General features: G+C 44.9%; 19 protein-coding genes. 16 read left to right on the top strand and 3 right to left on the bottom strand.

Annotation, left to right across the window (positions count from 1 at the left end):
• Positions 1-190: 190 nt before the first annotated feature.
• Positions 191-1,639: an aminoacyl-histidine dipeptidase gene (locus HMPREF1521_RS08755; RefSeq protein ID WP_038118268.1), complete on the bottom strand. Its 1,449-nt coding sequence runs from the start codon at positions 1,637-1,639 to the stop codon at positions 191-193.
• Positions 1,640-2,060: 421 nt separating this feature from the next.
• Here HMPREF1521_RS08755 and HMPREF1521_RS08750 point away from each other — a divergent pair, with 421 nt between their 5' ends.
• From HMPREF1521_RS08750 to HMPREF1521_RS08740, 3 genes are read left to right on the top strand one after another with little or no spacing between them, the layout of a single operon-like run.
• On the top strand, positions 2,061-3,512 hold the full coding sequence (locus HMPREF1521_RS08750; RefSeq protein WP_084214647.1) for a nicotinate phosphoribosyltransferase: 1,452 nt from the start codon (positions 2,061-2,063) through the stop codon (positions 3,510-3,512).
• A gap of 8 nt (positions 3,513-3,520) precedes the next feature.
• Positions 3,521-4,291 (top strand): NAD(+) synthase, encoded by a 771-nt coding sequence (gene nadE / locus HMPREF1521_RS08745; RefSeq protein WP_038118263.1) that lies wholly within the window; start codon positions 3,521-3,523, stop codon positions 4,289-4,291.
• Positions 4,292-4,319: 28 nt separating this feature from the next.
• Entirely contained in the window at positions 4,320-5,297 is a 978-nt protein-coding gene (locus HMPREF1521_RS08740) for an asparaginase (protein WP_038118260.1), read from the top strand.
• A gap of 188 nt (positions 5,298-5,485) precedes the next feature.
• On the opposite strand, the gene HMPREF1521_RS08735 is transcribed toward HMPREF1521_RS08740, so the two are convergent.
• Complete coding sequence (locus tag HMPREF1521_RS08735) at positions 5,486-6,277, bottom strand: adenosylcobinamide amidohydrolase (protein WP_038118257.1); 792 nt, start codon at positions 6,275-6,277, stop codon at positions 5,486-5,488.
• 238 nt (positions 6,278-6,515) lie between these two features.
• Between HMPREF1521_RS08735 and HMPREF1521_RS08730 the strand changes: the two genes are divergently transcribed.
• From HMPREF1521_RS08730 to yfbR, 3 genes are all read left to right on the top strand, one after another.
• Entirely contained in the window at positions 6,516-7,433 is a 918-nt protein-coding gene (locus HMPREF1521_RS08730) for a mechanosensitive ion channel family protein (protein WP_369759723.1), read from the top strand.
• 114 nt (positions 7,434-7,547) lie between these two features.
• Positions 7,548-8,396 (top strand): D-alanyl-D-alanine carboxypeptidase family protein, encoded by an 849-nt coding sequence (locus HMPREF1521_RS08725; RefSeq protein ID WP_038118252.1) that lies wholly within the window; start codon positions 7,548-7,550, stop codon positions 8,394-8,396.
• A 146-nt stretch (positions 8,397-8,542) separates the two neighbouring features.
• Positions 8,543-9,133, top strand: a complete 591-nt coding sequence (gene yfbR / locus HMPREF1521_RS08720) for a 5'-deoxynucleotidase (RefSeq protein ID WP_038118250.1) — start codon at positions 8,543-8,545, stop codon at positions 9,131-9,133.
• Positions 9,134-9,165: 32 nt separating this feature from the next.
• On the opposite strand, the gene HMPREF1521_RS08715 is transcribed toward yfbR, so the two are convergent.
• Positions 9,166-10,068: an epoxyqueuosine reductase gene (locus tag HMPREF1521_RS08715; protein WP_038118247.1), complete on the bottom strand. Its 903-nt coding sequence runs from the start codon at positions 10,066-10,068 to the stop codon at positions 9,166-9,168.
• A gap of 144 nt (positions 10,069-10,212) precedes the next feature.
• On the opposite strand from HMPREF1521_RS08715, the gene HMPREF1521_RS08710 reads away from it, so the two are divergent.
• The 10 genes from HMPREF1521_RS08710 (at position 10,213) to HMPREF1521_RS08665 (ending at position 18,930) form a co-directional block, all read left to right on the top strand.
• Complete coding sequence (locus HMPREF1521_RS08710; protein WP_038118245.1) at positions 10,213-10,995, top strand: xanthine dehydrogenase family protein subunit M; 783 nt, start codon at positions 10,213-10,215, stop codon at positions 10,993-10,995.
• Positions 10,995-11,447, top strand: a complete 453-nt coding sequence (locus HMPREF1521_RS08705) for a (2Fe-2S)-binding protein (protein WP_038118242.1) — start codon at positions 10,995-10,997, stop codon at positions 11,445-11,447. Before HMPREF1521_RS08710 ends, HMPREF1521_RS08705 begins: the two co-directional genes overlap by 1 nt.
• Positions 11,444-13,741 (top strand): molybdopterin cofactor-binding domain-containing protein, encoded by a 2,298-nt coding sequence (locus HMPREF1521_RS08700; protein ID WP_038118238.1) that lies wholly within the window; start codon positions 11,444-11,446, stop codon positions 13,739-13,741. The genes HMPREF1521_RS08705 and HMPREF1521_RS08700 overlap by 4 nt, the downstream gene beginning before the upstream one ends.
• A gap of 35 nt (positions 13,742-13,776) precedes the next feature.
• Positions 13,777-14,535 (top strand): selenium cofactor biosynthesis protein YqeC, encoded by a 759-nt coding sequence (gene yqeC / locus HMPREF1521_RS08695; RefSeq protein WP_038118235.1) that lies wholly within the window; start codon positions 13,777-13,779, stop codon positions 14,533-14,535.
• A gap of 6 nt (positions 14,536-14,541) precedes the next feature.
• A complete protein-coding gene (locus tag HMPREF1521_RS08690; RefSeq protein WP_038118234.1) occupies positions 14,542-15,267 on the top strand; it encodes an NTP transferase domain-containing protein in 726 nt (241 codons plus the stop codon).
• Positions 15,264-16,076, top strand: coding sequence for a selenium-dependent molybdenum cofactor biosynthesis protein YqeB (yqeB, locus tag HMPREF1521_RS08685; RefSeq protein WP_051435782.1), 813 nt, complete (start codon positions 15,264-15,266; stop codon positions 16,074-16,076). Before HMPREF1521_RS08690 ends, yqeB begins: the two co-directional genes overlap by 4 nt.
• A complete protein-coding gene (locus HMPREF1521_RS08680; protein ID WP_038118330.1) occupies positions 16,060-16,788 on the top strand; it encodes an XdhC family protein in 729 nt (242 codons plus the stop codon). The genes yqeB and HMPREF1521_RS08680 overlap by 17 nt, the downstream gene beginning before the upstream one ends.
• Entirely contained in the window at positions 16,778-17,092 is a 315-nt protein-coding gene (locus HMPREF1521_RS08675; protein WP_038118231.1) for an XdhC family protein, read from the top strand. The genes HMPREF1521_RS08680 and HMPREF1521_RS08675 overlap by 11 nt, the downstream gene beginning before the upstream one ends.
• 105 nt (positions 17,093-17,197) lie before the next feature.
• Complete coding sequence (gene cdaA / locus HMPREF1521_RS08670) at positions 17,198-18,010, top strand: diadenylate cyclase CdaA (RefSeq protein ID WP_084214646.1); 813 nt, start codon at positions 17,198-17,200, stop codon at positions 18,008-18,010.
• Positions 18,007-18,930, top strand: coding sequence for a YbbR-like domain-containing protein (locus HMPREF1521_RS08665; RefSeq protein WP_038118228.1), 924 nt, complete (start codon positions 18,007-18,009; stop codon positions 18,928-18,930). Before cdaA ends, HMPREF1521_RS08665 begins: the two co-directional genes overlap by 4 nt.
• Positions 18,931-18,990: the final 60 nt, after the last annotated feature.

Genomic DNA, 18,990 nt, shown 5'->3' with positions numbered 1-18,990 from the left:
TGGGTATATGCATACTTATGAATGACATGATGGTAAGAGTGTTTATCTGAAATATAATAATTATATGCTTTATATGAGTATATTGGTATATATTCAAGGGTTTCATAAATATTTGTACAGAAAAAGGCGTATGCCTCATCATGTATATATGAATGCATACGCCTGTATGAATAAATATTTAATTATATAATTATTGCAATTTTGCCAATAATGCTTTGAGGTAAATGAATACACGTTCCACAGATGGGAGGAATACTCGTTCTTGAGGTGTGTGTGGACTAACGATGGTAGGGCCGAAACTGATCATTTGTGTTTTGGGTAAAACACCTTTTAACAGACCGCATTCGAGTCCGGCATGAATCGCATTTACATTCGCCGGTGTATCGGACATTTCGTTATATAAGGAGATAGCCTGTTCTTCCAGTTTTGAGCCTTTATCGTATTCCCATGCAGGATATCCGCCGGTGCGAGTAGCGGATACGCCGAGGGCGCTGGCTAACAATAACATTTTCTTCGCTAAATAATCGAGACTGTTACCGTTGGAACTGCGGATGGAAATCAATACCTCAATGGTATGAGTATTTTCGCGAACGATGGCGATATTGTCCGATGTTTCCACGAGATTCGGAATGGTTTTGCTCATGGAATGAACGCCGTCTTCAGCGAGGTATACATAGGAGAGGAGGGCTTCCGACGTGTCGTCCGCATAGACTACCTTTGGTGCCGGAATGTCCTCGATGACAAATTTGAGCCCCGGATCTTGTACGGAGTACTCATTTTGATATTGTTTTTCCTGGAATTCCAATAATGTTTTGATGGCTTCCACATCTTCGGAACGGACGGAGAATTCCGCTACGGCTTTTGACGGGATGGCATTATGCTTTACGCCGCCCGTGAAAGAAGCTAAATTGATAGAATATTGCTTTTGTAAATCATAGAGGACACGTGCTAAGACCTGGTTGGCATTGGCGCGCTGCTCGATGATTTCGATGCCCGAGTGGCCGCCTTTAAGTCCCGTCACGGCAAGGGATAAGCCCGCATCATATCCTTGCAGATTGTTTTCCCGCAAGAGGGGAATGCTCACATGTATATGGCAACCGCCGGCACAACTTACGGTGAAGTCATGCTCTATTTCCGTGTCGAGGTTGAGCAGGTAATCGCCGGTGACCTGGCCTTCTTTAATCGCGAAGGCGCCGTCCATACCCGTTTCTTCATTTGTGGTAAATAGTAACTGCATAGGGCCGTGTTGCTGTGTATCGTCTTCGATAACGGCGAGCATCATCGCCGCGCCGATGCCGTTATCAGCACCTAGCGTGGTGTGGTCGGCGTGCATCCATTCGCCTTCGATGATATTTGCGATAGGATCCTTTGAAAAGTCGTGGCTTGAATCGTGGTCTTTTACACAGACCATGTCGATATGACCCTGTAAGATAACAGATGGGCGATTTTCATAGCCTCGAGAAGCCGGTTTTTTAATGACTACATTGTAAAGTTCGTCTTGCTGTACTTCAAGACCTAAGTTCTTTGCAAAGTTTACAATATAATCGCTGATAGCCTTTTCATTGCCTGATTCACGAGGAATTTGGCTCATGTCTTTGAAAATTTCTAATACTCGTTTGGCTTGAACGATTGTTTCCATAGTGGTACCTCTCATTCTTATTTCAGTATGAATAAACATCAGTATAGGGCTGAGCTATATTGAAAGATACAGTAAATCGTTTCAGTGGAGAATATACTGTACTTTATACTTACTTTCACAAAGCCGTAATGATGTATGCAATAGTAATATATTATATATATAGTTATATCATAAGAATGATTATTAGCATAGTTTACCATTGAATGAATGATTTATAATGATGGCGGTATATATGAGCGTAAGAGGCGAATCAGGTTGTATATATATGAATTGGATACTATAAAAAATAAAGAATATAACATAATATAAATCATAATTATACTGGCTATATGCCGGTTATAATGTATAATAAACGTATACGTGAGATTTGAATTATCGATGCGTACTTATATCTATTGCATAGCAGAAGGTTGGTGAACTGATGCAGCACGAACGTCGTAATATCAGTATGTTTATGGATTTTTATGAAATGACCATGGCTCATGGTTATTATAGAAAACAGGCGAATACAGATCGTGTCGCTTTCGATGTGTTCTTCCGGCGTAATCCGGACAAGGGCGGCTTCGCTATTTTTGGCGGATTGGAGCAGATTGTTGAATATATTTTAAATTTGCATTTTGATGAATGTGACATTGCCTATTTTCGGGAACAGGGCATATTCAGTGAAGAATTTTTATTATATCTGAAAGAGTTTTCTTTTACCGGCGATGTGTATGCATTTCCTGAAGGAACCATCATTTATCCCAATGAACCGGTTATAACTGTCGTGGCACCTCTCATTGATGCGCAGATTATAGAAACTGCCGTGTTGGCGATGATGAATCACGAGTCACTTATAGCGACAAAAGCAAACCGCATTGTTCGGGCTGCGGACGGACGCATCGTTTCGGATTTCGGAGCCCGGCGCGCTCATAATGTGGACGCCGCCGTGTACGGTGCACGGGCCGCTTATATCGGAGGGGTTCATTCTACGGCAACTGTCCTCGCGGGACAACAATTCGGTATTCCCGTCAGCGGGACCATGGCCCATAGCTGGGTGATGTACTATGATTCTGAATATGAGGCTTTTAAAGCCTATGCGGAATTATATCCGGATAATGCGATATTCCTTGTTGATACGTATGATGTGTTAAATTCCGGTGTGCCGAATGCCATCAAGGTGGCAAAGGACGTGTTGGAACCTATGGGACATCGGTTGAAGGGCATTCGCCTTGATTCGGGGGATTTGGCGTATCTGGCAAAACAGGCGCGGCGAATTCTTGATGACGCAGGCCTTACGGACTGTAAAATCGTGGCATCCAACAGTCTTGATGAATACACGATTACATCGTTGTTGAGTCAGGGCGGCCCTATTGATATGTTCGGTGTGGGGGAACGGCTTATCACATCTAAGAGTGATCCCGTATTCGGCGCCGTGTATAAAATTGTAGGTATTGAAAAAAACGGTCGTTGGGAACCTCGTATCAAGGTATCTGAGTCCGTTGAGAAGATTACGAACCCGGGACTAAAAAAGGTGTATCGCGTATATAATGAGCAGGGCCGTGCCATTGCGGAATTATTGACGCTGCCGGAAGAAGTGCCGAATACGGAAAAACCGTATCGCTATATCGATCCTGAGCAACCGTGGCGCGAGTTGTACTTTGAGCACTGTACGTTTAAAGAGATGCAGCAACTCGTTATAAAAGACGGAAAGCTGTTAATCGACTTACCGTCGTTGACGGAAATTCGCGCGTATGTTCAAAAACAGCTGCATGATGAAATCTGGCAGGAAGAACAGCGCTTTGAAAATCCGCATCGTCACTATCTGGATATGAGTCCTGATTACTATCATATGAAGATGGATTTACTCAATCGCATTGGCCGTAAGAAATAGGAGGTCTTATGTTAAAAGATGCAGAGGCTACGAAGAAGGCTCTGATTCAATGGATCAGAGATTACTTTCAGCAGAACGGACCTCAGTGTAGTGCCGTAGTAGGCATTTCGGGGGGAAAAGACTCGACGATTGTGGCGGCGCTCTGTAAAGAGGCCCTCGGTGCGGATCGCGTCGTAGGGGTTCTCATGCCGAACGGCGTGCAGTCCGATATCGACGATGCGAGAGCGGTGGTGAAGCACTTGGACATTCCCTATGTAGTGGTGAATATCGGAGAGTCCTATAAAGCATTGACATCTGCGATTGTTAAGGGCGAACATTTCAGCTCTGTTACGAAACGGACGGAATTATCTAGGGATGCCTTGATTAATATGCCGCCCCGATTGCGCATGGCCACGTTGTATGCCATAGGGCAGAATTTGCCGAATGGAGCGCGCATTGCCAATACTTGTAACGGTTCGGAGGACTATGTGGGATACTCTACAAAATTCGGGGACAGCGCGGGGGATTTCAGTCCGCTGGCTCACCTGGTAGTGGAGGAGGTCCGTCAAATAGGACGTCTGCTGGATATTCCGGCGTATTTGGTGGATAAAATACCGAGTGACGGCCTTAGCGGACAATCCGACGAGGATAAGCTGGGATTTACCTATGCCGTTTTAGATCGATATATTCGGAGCGGTGATATCGATGATATAGAAACAAAGGAACGTATTGATTATCTGAACCGTATTAACCGACATAAATTGGAATTGATGCCGGCTTTCAATCCCTTTGAAAAGTAGTTATATAGATGGTAATCATGGAGGAATTATGGATACTAAAATTGCCTTAATCGCTACCGGAGGTACTATTGCCGGTCAAGGAGCGTCAGATACGGATTTGACAGGGTATACACCGGGGGTTTTAGGACTTGATGAAATCCTTGCCTCTGTACCGGGTACAAAACCGTATGGCCCTTATGCATATACGCAGTTCAGCAATATTGAAAGTTCGGATATTACCGTTAAAGACTGGATTAAATTGGCAAAAGTGGTGCAGCGTCTGGTAAACCGGGATGATATCAGCGGGGTTGTTATCACACATGGTACGGACAGCATGGAGGAAACGGCGTATTTCCTCAATTTGACTGTACATACGGATAAACCTGTTGTGATTACCGGTTCCATGCGACCTGCAGGGGCTATCAGTGCTGATGGACCTATTAATCTGTTGCAGGCCATTCAGGTTGCACGCACGTCGGAATCTATAGGTAAAGGTGTTTTAGTCGTACTCAACGGATATATTGACGGTGCTCGTGACGTGTCAAAGCGGAATACGACCAATGTAGCAACCTTTGACAGTCCGTTAGTGGGGCATCTGGGCATAGTTCAGGACGGCAAGGCATATTATTATAGAACGTCTACGCGCCGTCATACGAATCAATCTATATTTGATGTGACCGATTGTGAAGAATTGCCGCGCGTGGTTATCTTGACTTGCTATGGCGGCATGGATGATATGGTGCCGCTCAGCGTGGTTGCGACTAATCCGGACGGACTCATTCTGGTCGGTCTCGGACATGGTACGATTCCTCAAAATGTGCGGCAGATTACGCAAAACCTGTCCTTTCCGATTGTGCGTGCGTCCAGGACGGGCAGCGGAATGGTATCCGCCGTGCCGCAAGATGCAGTGGCAGGTTATTTGGTGAGTGACACTTTGAGTCCACAAAAGGCGCGTATCTTATTGATGTTAGGCCTCACGAAAACAAAACACCTGAAAACATTACAAGAATATTTTCATGAATATTAATTTGAAATTCATTTTATAGACTCATAATATATCTGACAGTTTTATATGCAATAAACCGTACATCTCAATCGCCTAGATGTACGGTTTTTTCTTAGTATATATTCAGTTGGTTTGATGTGTTTATGAATTGCTTACAGTTGTTTATAAATTCACCTTCAGTTATTCATGAATCTATCTTCAGTTATTCGTTAATCGGAATTAGTAGAAATTAAATCCGTTCCGTTCTGTAAGGCTCGTTGCACGCCTACGTAGACGGCTTTGGCCAAGGTGTCGCCAAAGAGCGAAAAGGATCCCGCATCGGTTAAAATATCTCCGTTTGTATCGATGGTGAGAATGATTCCGTCTGTTGACGTGCCTGTAGCGGAGGTAAAATGTTCTTGCGTAATGGCATCCGGTATATCTTCGTTGATAAATGGATGGCGACGTACGCTCTCTATGCGCCAATCCTGTATAGCTGCCGTCTTGGCTTCGGTGATGGTCATGATTGCTTTTACCATGGCGCTATCCGTCAGCGCCTTGTTTGTAAAAATCAGGATATTAATCGTTCCGGGCGTTGTGAATACGCCGTTTTTTTCTTCGTAGCAATATCCTGTGCCTGCGCGGTGGGCCGTTTTGTCATACCCGGCGGTTACGATTGTTTCGACGATGGTGTCGCGTTCCTCTATTTTTGCATACGCGTGGTAAATCATATCGGCCGACGTGAGCAGCGCGGTACTGAAATGGACGGGTGTGTCGATATGTTCGAATTCCCGGGCTAAATAATTTGATACGGATCCGCCGGGCAAATCCTTTTCTGTTTCGATCTGGTATGTCAGTTGCTGATTCCGTACGGCCAATGTATGGTGAAAACCGCCGTTTAAGTGTCCGCTAGATAGGGAATAGTGAATGTCATCGAATAAAACGGTTACTGAATTGATTTCTTTTGTTATGTGACCACCTGTGGCGAGTTCATCTGGTGCTTCGTATGGATTGGTAAACATGGTGGGCTCCCTGTAGTTTCATAATCATTTGAAATTGTGTATTATAAATGATATATTAAGTAGATATTATTTTTAAATAGACATATTTAAGTTAAATGAAAGATAATTTATTTGGATATGTATATTAATAGTTATGATTATATGAATATTTTATTATATGTGGCATTATATCATACTTTTACAATAAGTTTGGTATACTAAACGATAGATTAAGGAGATTTGTATGACTGACGTTTGGATGACATTATCATCATTGGTGTTTCATGATGAAAGTACGATTTTACATCTAAAGGACTGGTTTTTTAATCAGGCCGGAAATATTCTGATAGCCCTTATTGTATTTTTGGTAGGTCGTTATATAATTCATTGGATCCAGCGCGTGGCGGAGCGTGTTATGACGCGTGCCGATTATGACCCGGCGGCGATGAGCTTTGTTAGCCAGATGGTTTATTATGTGTTATTGGTGGGACTCATTTTGATTTGTATTAATCAACTCGGCGTTCCTACGACGAACTTTATTGCCGCTTTCGGTGCCTTCGGTTTAGGTATCGGCTTGGCGTTGCAGAATAACTTGGCGAACTTAGCATCGGGTCTTCTGATTTTACTGTTCAAACCGTTTCGTGCGGGACACTACATTTCTGTAGGGGATATTGAGGGGAATGTACAGGCTATTCAGTTCATGAATACGATCATCATTACAAAGGATCAAAAACGCGTGTATATTCCGAATTCCCAGATGACATCGCAACCGGTAACGAATTTTTCGTATATGCGAGAGCGTATGATTCCTTTTGTATTTGACATTAGCTACAACAATAATCATCATGATGCTATTCAACTTTTAAAAGATATTTTTTCTGCAGATAAACGTATTCTTAACAGCAAATCTATGGAAATCGGCATCAAGGAATTTGGTAACAACTCCGTTCGTATAGCCGCTTTCGCTCGTGTTAACACCAGCAATTATCTTGATGTATTTTATGATATTATGTCCGATGTTAAAGATGCTTTTGATGAACATGGTATCGAAATTCCATATCCGCAACGTGTAGTATATATGCAACATGTAGATTCATCTGTCGGTGAAAGCGTTAAAATGGTAGGGAAGGGTTCAGACACCAAATCGATGAAAAAAACAGATGATTCGGGAAAATAAAAGCGGATTTATTGTAAAGATGATTTCGCAAGAGTATTTAGTTCAATTTCCCGATATAGAATTGTTTTATAATTAAATGTTCTGAGACGATGACTTGAGTAGAAAGAGAGAAGTATGTTTACGATTATAAAACGAATGGCTTTTACAGCTATCTGCATAGGGGCTTTTTTAGCTGTCACTGCAGGTACAGGCAATACGGCTGCTGCGGCAGCAATTTCACCACCGTCGACCATCGGTGAGGCGGTAGTCCTCATTGATGCGGATACGAAAGAGGTTTTATTTGCGAAGAATCCTAATAAATGGATGCATCCGGCGAGTACCACGAAGATGGTGACGCTTCTGACCGCTCTTGAATTGAAGGGGACTCATCTCGATGAACTGGCGACAATCAGTAACTATGCGACGAGTATGGAGGAATCCAATCTGGGTGTACGTGTAGGTGATCAGATTACGTTGGAGGCTGTCCTTGAAGGTATGATGGTTGCCAGCGGCAATGATGCGGCCGTTGTGGTCGCGGAAAATGTGAGCGGTTCTGTGGAAAAGTTTGCCGCTGATATGAACCGCATCGCCGCGAAGGCGGGCGCGAAGAACAGTCGCTTCCTGAATCCGCATGGATTAACACAGGTGGGACATCACTCCACGGCTCTTGATTTGGCACGTATCGCCGCATACGGAATGAAGTATCAGATGTTCCGCGATAAGGTAGCGAATGATTATTATAAGGTGCCGTATCAAAATCGCAACCCTGAGACGATTCGCACGACAAATATTTTCATTCGTAACAAATATCCCGGTGCAAACGGACTTAAGACTGGATATACGCAGGCGGCCGGTGAATGTCTAATCGCTTCGGCGACGCGTAACGGACATACCATGATTGTGGTTATGCTCAACGATGATAACCGGTGGAACGAAGCGGTGCAGTTTTTGGACTACGGCTTTAAACTTCGCGGCGTTATATAATGATGTAATTAAAGCCGGATATAATTATTTATATAGGCGTGTAATTTTTTATATAGTTAGTAGGCCTATAATTATTAATGTCTAGTTGTGTCTTTACTGATTTATTGTCGCAGATGTAAAGTAGATCCTATAATGTAGGAGGATGTATGAGTTCGTTTTTTGCATTTTTAAAACGCATGCGTTTCATCAATCGATGGAGTCTCATGCGCAATACGGAAACGGAAAATATTCAGGAGCATAGCTTAGAAGTGGCTATGGTGGCTCATAATTTGGCGGCTTTAAAAAATGAATACTTCGGTGGCGAGTTAGATATCAACAAGGTGGCTGTTATCGCCATGTATCACGAAGTGAGTGAAATCTTCACTGGTGATATGCCGACACCGATTAAATATTTCGATCCCAAACTGCGTGCACTGTATGGTGAAATTGAAACATTGGCGCAGGAGAAAATGCTGACCACGTTGCCGGAACAATTACAATCCGTGTATCGTCCGATTATCGTCGATGCCGAATCCAGCCCTGAATGGACTATTGTGAAAGCAGCGGATATTATTTCGGCATATATGAAATGCGTAACCGAGTTAAAAGCGGGAAATGATGAATTCAAGGAAGCTCATGATACGATTCTGGTAAAGCTAAAAAATCTAAATATGCCTGAAGTCGATATGTTCCTTGAACTCTATCTGCCGGCATTAGGAAAGTCGTTGGATGAGCTGAATTATTACGAAATTAAATAGAGTGTATCAATATACTAAAGACCGTATCGGACTTATTGGCCGATACGGTCTTTATGTTTTTTTGAATCGATGATTTCATGATTTCGAATAAGGATTTTCTTTCCGCGCCATGAGAATGCACGATGGCCGAATTTTGCTTTGAACTCCTTGTTGGTTAAAGATTTGAGTTCCGCTGTATCGACTACAGGTTCAATAGATTGGAATTCCACGATCGGTGTGGTGGGGAGATTCTTATTGTGCGGACATACTTCCTGACATACATCACAACCGAATATGAGAGGCGTTTTGCCGATAATAGTCCGTTCTGTATCGGTAAGCTCTCCTTTTTTTTGCGTTAAATAGCTTTTACATGTGGCATAGTTGAACTCATTATTTCCTAAACATTGCCCTAGACAGGACGTGATACATCGATTACAACCGATGCAGAACTTCGTTGAGGGCGTATCCGGTTCCAGTTCCAGTGTGGTGAGTACCGTGCCGATGACGATATAGGATCCCCAGGCGGGATTGATAAAGCATTTGTTCCTGCCGTAAAAGCCGAGTCCCGCCAGATATGCCATGTATCGATCTGCTAAGGGGGACGTATCGCAGTGAATAGAAAATTGTGCGGACGGTTCTAATATGCTCAGTTCGTTGACAAGTCGTGTCAAATAGTCGTTTATGACCAGGTGATAGTCTTTTGCCCATGTATAACGTGATACATTGGCAGGCCCTGTATAGTTTACATAATAGGGAAATAAGCATACGATGGCACTATGGGGCTCAAAATCTTCGGGCCCCCTTGTACGCTCCGCAATATCTGCTGCGGTAAAAGGACATGGATTGCTTTCATAGAGAATATTTTTGGCATCGGCTGGAAGCGGCCACGGAGCGATTCCTACGACTGGAATATGTAATTCTTTGCAAATTTTTTGTAAATTTATAGAGTTAATCATAGATTTAGTAACGAATCCTTGATAGAATAAATATATATAGACGAGATGATTCCATAGGTCATCCTCGAGTTTGGCGACTGCCGTGCTCGCTAGGCTGTCGCTTCTTGTAGTTTTAGTATTAGTATACCATTGAGAGGACAGGTTATGTTAGCATTTATGAAGGTTTTACAACCGAAGACGGTGGAAGAGGCTTATGAATTAGCCGTAAAAAACAAAACTGCCCCTATGCTGGCGGGCGGTTGCTGGTTGCGTTTAGGTCGTCGTACGTGGCCTGCTGTCATTGATATGGCAGGGCTTGACCTACGCTATGTGAAAGAAGAAGATAACGAATTTGTTATCGGTGCCATGGCTACACAAGGAGATGTGGAGCGTTTTGAACCGTTACAAACATTTTGTGGCGGTGCTGTAGTAAAAGGTGTAAAGGAAATTCTTGGAATTCAGTTTCGCAATATGGCCACTATGGGCGGGTCCGTTGCAAGTAAATTCGGATTTTCCGATATTATTCCCGCTTTGCTGGCGGTTCATGCGGATATCGTCACCTTTAAAGGCGGACGTATGTCTATGCAGGATTATATGAATTATAGGGAGCGAGATATTCTCGTAGAAATTCGTATTCCTAAGGCAGAGGTATCTGTTGCCATCGAGGCATTGCGTATTTCCCGCGGAGATTTTCCAATCTTGACGGGTTCTATTCGCCGTGATGATAAAGGCGTTGAATTGTACATCGGCACGAGACCGGGCGTTCCTCAGTTAGCACCTAAAGCGAGTGCGGTGCTTTCAGAAAAAGGCGCAGACGGTGTAAAAGAAGCGGCATTGCTCGCCTCGGAAGAATTAGTATACCAGAAGAATTCACATGCATCCAAGGAATATCGTATGGAAATGGTGAAGGCTATGGTTCAGCGTTTGTCCGGGGAGGTGCTGCAATAATGGAATTGTTACTAAATATCAATAATAAAAACGTTACTGTTAATGTAGCGACTGATGAAATGTTGATGGATACATTGCGCAATCTCGGTTATTTCAGCGTACGTTGCGGCTGTGATACGACGAATTGCGGATTATGTACCGTATGGGTGGATGATGAAATCACCCTGTCCTGTGCATATCCTACATTCCGTGCACCGGGACATAAGATTACCACATTGGAAGGCTTGCAGGAAGAAGCCGAACTGTTGGCATCCTGTCTTGCCAGTGAAGGGGCGGATCAATGTGGTTTCTGCACGACGGGTATGATGATGAGTGCGATTGCTTTGAAACGTAGAAATCCAAAGGCTAATGATGATGAAATTCGCGAATATCTCATCGGCAATCTTTGCCGCTGTACCGGTTATGAAGCACAACTTCGAGGGGTTCGTAAATTCTTAGAAGGAGGTCTATGATGAAGCAGCACATTGGTAAATCTTACGATAAAGTCGATGCAAAAGGTATTTTGACGGGCAAACCGTCCTATACGCGCGATTTTGTGCCGAAGGATGCACTTATTATCAAGGCTCTTCGTAGCCCTCATGCGCAGGCGCGTATAAAATCTATCGATACATCAAAGGCTAAACTGATTCCGGGTGTGGAAGCGATCTTTACCTATGAAGATGTACCGAATACGAGATATACATTGGCGGGCCAGACGTATCCGGAACCGTCTGCATATGATGCACTCATCTTGGATCCTGTAGTCCGTTACGTCGGTGATGAGGTGGCCCTCATTGTGGCTAAGGATGAAGCGACAGCATTAAAGGCGATGCCTCTTATCAAGGTGGAGTATGATGTGCAGACGCCGGTTCTCGACATGCATACGGCTATAGATCATGAAACAATCGTCCATCCGGAGGATGATATTCACAATAATATTCCTGTAGGTCAGGACTATAAACGCAATATTTGCGTATCCTATCATAAACGCGTCGGAGATATCGAGGCGGAACTCGCAAAATGCGATTATGTGGCGGAAGGGACTTATTTTGACCAGGCGACACGTCAGACGTCGATGGAAACGTTTAACAGCTTCGGCTATATTGACGCATTGGGACGTATTGTCATCGTATCATCTACGCAGATTGTATTCCATGTGCGTCGTCATATTGCACATGCTCTCGGAATTCCGGCGTCGAAGGTGCGCGTTATCAAGCCGCGTATCGGCGGCGGTTTCGGCTCTAAACAAACGGCGTGTACCGAATTGATGACTGCCTTTGTAACATGGAAGCTGAAGAAACCTTGTTATCTCCTGTACGATCGTACAGAGGCACAGACGTGTTCCACGACTCGTCATGCTCGTGAGTGGAAAATTCGCGTGGGAGCTACGAAGGACGGTATTATCAAGGTTATTGATATGGATTCCATCACGGCGGCAGGCGCTCATGCGACACATTGCTTCACGACGACCACCGCTGGGGAACATAAATCCGTTCCGCTTTATAATAAAGCGACGGCGGTTCACTATGGTACTGAAGGTGTGTACACAAACCATACACCGGGCGGTGCGTTCCGTGGCTATGGTGCTACAGAGGCATTGTGGCCTTTGGAATGCGCAGTCAATCAGTTGGCCGATAAAATGGGCATGGATCCGGCGGAATTACGCCAAAAGAATCTGATTGCCGCAGGTGAACAGAGCATAGTATATGCACCTGATGAGTATCTTGATTCCGGCCTTTTCCAGGATACGGTAAATCGGGTAAAAGAAATGGCCCGCTGGGATGAACGGCCTCATTCCTGGGATATCGATGAACGGTATCGAGGCGGTCTCGGTATGGCCTTAGCTTTACAGGGATCCGGTGTTGCCAATATCGATGTGGCTTCCGTAGAAGTTCGCCTTGGCGATGACGGGAACTATATATTGTATACCGGTTCTTCCGATATGGGTACGGGTTCTAATACCGTATTGAGCCAGATGGCTTGTGAAGTTATCGGTTGCCCTATGGAATATATGACGGTTATTGAATCCGATACGGATATTGTACCGTTCGATCCCGGTTCTTATGCATCCAGTACAACCTATGTAACGGGTACGGCCACAAAAATGGCGGCGGAAGAGTTACGCAACAAAATTATTGAAAAGTTTGCGACATTCTTTGAAACAGATGTGGATAATATTGATTTCGACGGTGTTGTAGCCACCACAAAGGACGGTTCCAAGAAGATGGATATTCATGAGTTGGCGCCTAAGTTAGTGGTGGGACCTAAAGCGGAACAGTTATCAGGTTCTGCTACATGGGGCAGCCATACATCGCCACCTCCGTTCATGGCATCCATTGCGGAAGTAAAGGTAGATAAACAGACAGGTAAAGTAATTCCTCTTCATTTCTACTCCTGTATTGATTGCGGAACAGTTATCAATCCTAAATTGGCGCGCGTTCAAGTTGAAGGCGGTGTAGTTCAGGCGATAGGCATGGCATTGTATGAAGATGTGAGGTATTCCTCTAACGGTCGTCTGGAAACGAACAATCTCATGACCTATAAAATACCGACTCGTCAGGATATAGGGGAACTTCATACGGACTTTGTAGAGTCCTATGAACCGACAGGCGGATTTGGTGCCAAATCAATCGGTGAAGTTGTTATCAACACGGGATGTCCTGCGATTCAACATGCCATTAAAAATGCTGTCGGTGCCGATATTCGTACATTGCCTATGACACCGGAGAAGGTATTTATGGGAATGGACGAGAAATATAAAGCATAGCTGTTTCTGTTCGCTTTCTAAGGAGGCCTGGTTCTATGAATGAACAAACATCGTATTGGAATCGTTTGGTACAGCCGGGTATCGTCGCCCTCGTAGGGGCCGGCGGTAAGACGACAGTATTATCCAAGCTGGTAGAATATGGCAGGTTGAAAGGTCAACCGATGGTGGTTACCACCACGACGCGTCTTTATGAATCACAGGTGGCTCATTATGAACCGATTTATACAACGGATATTAATGAAGCCGATGAATATTGTACGGAACGTATTTTGCGCGGTTATTGCGGTGCGTGGTTTTCGGGCATTACGGGAACCAAGGTGGACTCCTTAGATTGCGATTTTATCGATGGACTTTCACGGTTACATCCGAATTGGCAAATCGTCGTAGAGGCGGACGGTGCGAAGGAAAAATGGCTGAAAGCGCCGAAGACGACGGAACCGGTTATACCGTCATTGACGAAGACTACTATAGGGCTCGTTAATTTACAGATGTTGGGGACCAGTCTCGATGATGAACATGTTCATAACATCGAACTTGTTCAGGATATCGTGAAACGTGATATGGGCGCTATCGTGACGCCGCGTATGCTGGCGGATATCGTGCTGCACAAGCAGGGACTGTTTCAGTATAGTCGGGGCAAGAAAGTTTTGTTCTGTACCGGCTACGATACGGTGCAACATCGCATTATCGACGACTTTATCGATCAAATCGTAGACAGTGATATTTCCGCCATCATCCTGGCTGACGGATATAAGGCAAGTTGTGAAATTCGTCGCATTATTCAATGCCGGTAGGTAATTATGAATGTTGTGAAAGATGATTACATGACCGCTTTTAAAGCGGTGAAGGAATCTATAGATCGTGAACCTCTGCATATAGGTATTGTCCTGTTAGCGGGCGGTCAATCAAAGCGCATGGGATGCAATAAGCTGTTATTACCGTGGCGCAATAAGACCGTTCTTGATGCTGTTTGTGAGGCGCTCCGATCAGGTTGGAACGGGGCCGACATATCGTCTATGACGGATTGCAAGCGACCCTTTGTGGCCATAACCGGCGATGACCATGACCGGCTGGCCTCTATCGTAAGCCGCTATGGCTTTGAGGCGATTCAAAACATTCGTCCTGAACAGGGGCAGGGGGTATCCATTGCCATGGGGGTACGTTATTTATCGGGTTTGATGCCGATACCCATTGACGGAATCCTGTGTTCCGTAGGGGATCAGCCTTTATTGACGGGGCCTGCCGTGGGGCAGATTATAGAGGCGTTCGAAGAACATGCTGATCCCAAAACAATTGTCGTACCTCATTACGGGGCGGAATACCGGTCGGGAAACCCCGTACTGTTCGGATCTCATTGGTTTTCGGCATTACAACAAATCCATGGTGATAAAGGTGGAAAAACCATTATTCGCGGTATCGGTAAGGATCATGTGGTGAAGGTCTGGATTAGTGATGATATCGGGGACGATATCGATACACCTGATGATTTTAAGCGTTTGCAAGGTCGTGAAAGCGAGACATTATGAAACCATTAGTGCTTATGCGTGGGGGCGGTGATATAGCTTCCGGCGCTGTATATAGATTAAAACGGGCCGGCTATCCCGTTGTCATTAATGAAATAGCTATTCCTACGATGATTCGTCGCGAGGTCTGTTACGGTAATGCCGTACATCGCGGTGAGATGATTTTGGAGCGATATGTGGCGCGCCATGCGTCTATTGAAGAAATACCGGAGATGTTGGCAAATGATGTGATTCCCGTCGTGACCTCTCCTTATGAAGATTTGCTGGCTACATTACATCCTCCGATCGTGGTGGATGCTATTTTGAGCAAGAAAAATCTGGGTACTAATAAATCCGATGCGGAACTCGTGGTCGGTGTGGGCCCCGGATTTACCGCAGGCTATGATGTGGATGTGGTTATTGAGACGATGCGCGGTCACTGGTTGGGACGCTGTATCTATGACGGTCCGGCTCAGCCGAATACGGGGATTCCCGGCGATGTAGGCGGCTTTACACATGAACGTGTGATTCATGCTCCGAAAGCCGGCTTGTTTACGGCAAAGCGTCATATAGGGGACTCCGTACAGGCCAATGAAGTGATCGGTTATGTTGACGATGAACCGGTTCGTGCAAAGATTACAGGTATTCTTCGGGGCATTTTAAAGAGCGGTCTCATCGTGTCGGATCATTTCAAGTTGGCCGATGTCGATGCCCGCTGCGAAGAATCTCATTGTTATAGTATTTCGGATAAATCCCTTGCCGTCGGTGGAGGTGTGCTGGAAGCTGTAACCGCTTGGGACTATGAAAGGAATCAAGATGGAAACGATTTATGACGTAATGAAAAATCGGTTACATGCGACCGAAACCACCTTGATGGTTACGGTTCTATCAGGACCGCGACAAGGTGATAAAACTATTTATGCGAAGGACGGCAGCGTTCTTTACGGGACGGCTATCGAAGGCTTTACCGTAGACAAGGCAAAACTGAATGCTCTTTGCATGGTCGGTGAGATGGAATGTTTTGTACAACCAGTGGAAAATGATCCGTCCGTCCTCGTGTTGGGTGCGGGGCATGTGAGCCGTGCTATTACAGATCTGCTTTTATTCATCGGATGCCGCGTTACGGTTGTGGACGATCGTCCCGAATATGTGGTTCCTGAGTTTTTCGATGAACGCGTTATCCGTAAGTGTTTGCCGCTGGAAAACTTTAAGAATGATTTGCCTCTCGATGAATACAACGGCTTTATCATCGTTACGAGAGCCCATGAATACGATAATATCTGTCTTGAGCAATTGCGCGATTATCTGCCTGCCTATATGGGCGTAATGGGTAGTCAGAAACGCATTCATTACGCGTTTGAAGTGTTGCGGGAACAGGGCTGGACGCAGGAGGAGCTCGATATGATTTACGCTCCTATCGGTCTCGATTTGGGTGCGCAGACACCTGAGGAAATCGCTCTGTCCATCATTAGTGAATATTTAGCAGTGATACGTGGGAAAAAGGGCGGCTCATTGCGGAAAGGTAGAGTGAACCATGAATCGTGAGTTTGTTGAATATCTCAGTGCCCGTCAGAATGAAACATTAGCGGTGGCCACGATCCTGTTTACTCGCGGTTCTACGCCACGTAAAGCGGGAACGTCGATGGTGGTATTCCCTGACGGATCAATCTTCGGTACGATCGGCGGCGGTCGTGCGGAGAATGAAATTCGCCTCAGTGCCGTCGATTCTCTGAAGAAAAAAGAAGCTCATCGCCGCATCGAAGTTCGACTTGATGATGATGCGGCCGTAAAGGAAGGCATGGTCTGCGGCGGCGAGATGGATGTATGGATTGAAACCCAGAATATTTAAATTTGAACGTTTCTAAATTTACAGTGCTTTCAAAATACGATAAAATATAAGGTACAGTCATATGATGAGGCTGTACCTTATTATTTTGTATAAGGAGTTATGAATATGCATTTTGACGCACTTATTCATACCTTTAGGTTCCTTGATATCGTTGATATTTTAACGGTTGCTATCGGTATTTACTATATGTATAAACTGCTTAAAGATACACGGGCCGTATCTCTCCTGAAGGGTCTTGTTATCTTGGCGGTATTGAATTTATTGAGTCATCTGTTAAATCTGTATGTAATCAACTGGATTTTACAACAAGGGATGACGGTACTCCTCTTCGCGTTACCTGTCGTATTCCAGCCGGAATTGCGCCGTGCCCTTGAACAGTTGGGCCGGGGTCGAATTTTCAGCAAGGCTCAGAATGTGAATGAAGAGGAAATGGATATGGCCATCAATGAAGTGATGGCGGCGGCTCGCGTCATGTCCCGTGAACATACGGGGGCACTCATCGTATTTGAACGCGAGGTGGGGTTGAACGATTTCATCGATACGGGCATTCTCATAGATGCCGTATTGAGTCGTGAGCTCATAAAAAATATATTCGTTCCCAGTACACCGCTTCATGATGGAGCCTTGATTATTCGGGACGGACGTATCCGTGCGGCCGGATGTCTGTTGCCGTTAACTGAGGATCGCACGTTGAGTACGGAACTGGGAACTCGTCACCGCGCTGCAATCGGCTTATCCGAACAGACCGATGCGGTCGTTGTCGTTGTCAGTGAGGAAACGGGGACCATCTCTTACACATATGGTGGTCATATTTATCGTCATTTACCGGAAGACCAGATTAAAGAGGCTTTGCGTACCTTTATGGAACGCCCTCGTCAAACCATTACAAGTATGTGGAAATGGAGGGCGAAAAAATGATGATTCATTTGAAACGTAACTGGGTTGCGAAATTACTGTCCATTTTGGCTGCAATCGTCATGTGGTTCTTCATCATGAGGGATCAAAACCCTGTGATGGAGGTTACCTATAATGTGCCGATTCAAGTTCAAAATTTAGAATCCAATTATATCATCGAGGATGCACCGGCATCGGCACGTGTCGTGTTGAGCGGTCCTCGAGACACGATTATTACGATGAAAGCCGATGTACTCAAGGCTTATATCGATGCTTCCGGAGTAAAGCCGGGGCAGAATAATGTGACTATAACTTTCACCCCGCCGGCGGGCATGACGCTTGTGGAGGTTAAACCGGATAATATTACCATCAATGTTGATGAATATGCGGAACGAAAATTACCTGTTGAAATTGTGCCGCTAGGCAAATTCTCCGATGACGTGGCGTTGAAGTCCGTCACGATTGTTCCTAAAGAGGTGACCGTATCGGGGCGTAAACAGCAGGTCAATGCGGCTACAAAGGTTGTGATGAAGGTAAACCTTACGGGACAGACTAAAAACTTCAGCAGCGTTGGCGCTCTTGAAGCATGGGATAACAGCGGTAATGTATTGGATGTGCATGTCAATCCGGCGCAGGGTCAGGCGCAATATGAATTGAATTTATTGCGCAAGGATAAGGCTGTGCCTATAACCGTACCGACCACAGGAGCCGTAGCCGATGGTTATGAGGTCAAATCTATTACACAATCTCCGTCTCAGCTGACGATTACGGGACGTGAGGAAATTGTGGACAGCGTGAATGAAATTCAAACGGAACCGATTGATATATCCGGTGTGAATACACCGATACAGGGCACATATAATCTAGTATTGCCGAACGGTATTAGCAGTAATGTCTCGACGGTGCGTATTAAAATAGATGTTCAGAAGAAAGAAAATACGTAATGTAGGGACTTAAAAATAATCCATGAGGACCGTTGTTCTCATGGATTATTTACGATAGGT

This window comes from Veillonella sp. AS16 (assembly GCF_000517785.1).
Taxonomy (GTDB): domain Bacteria; phylum Bacillota; class Negativicutes; order Veillonellales; family Veillonellaceae; genus Veillonella; species Veillonella denticariosi.
This window is presented reverse-complemented; position numbering and strand designations above follow the sequence as displayed.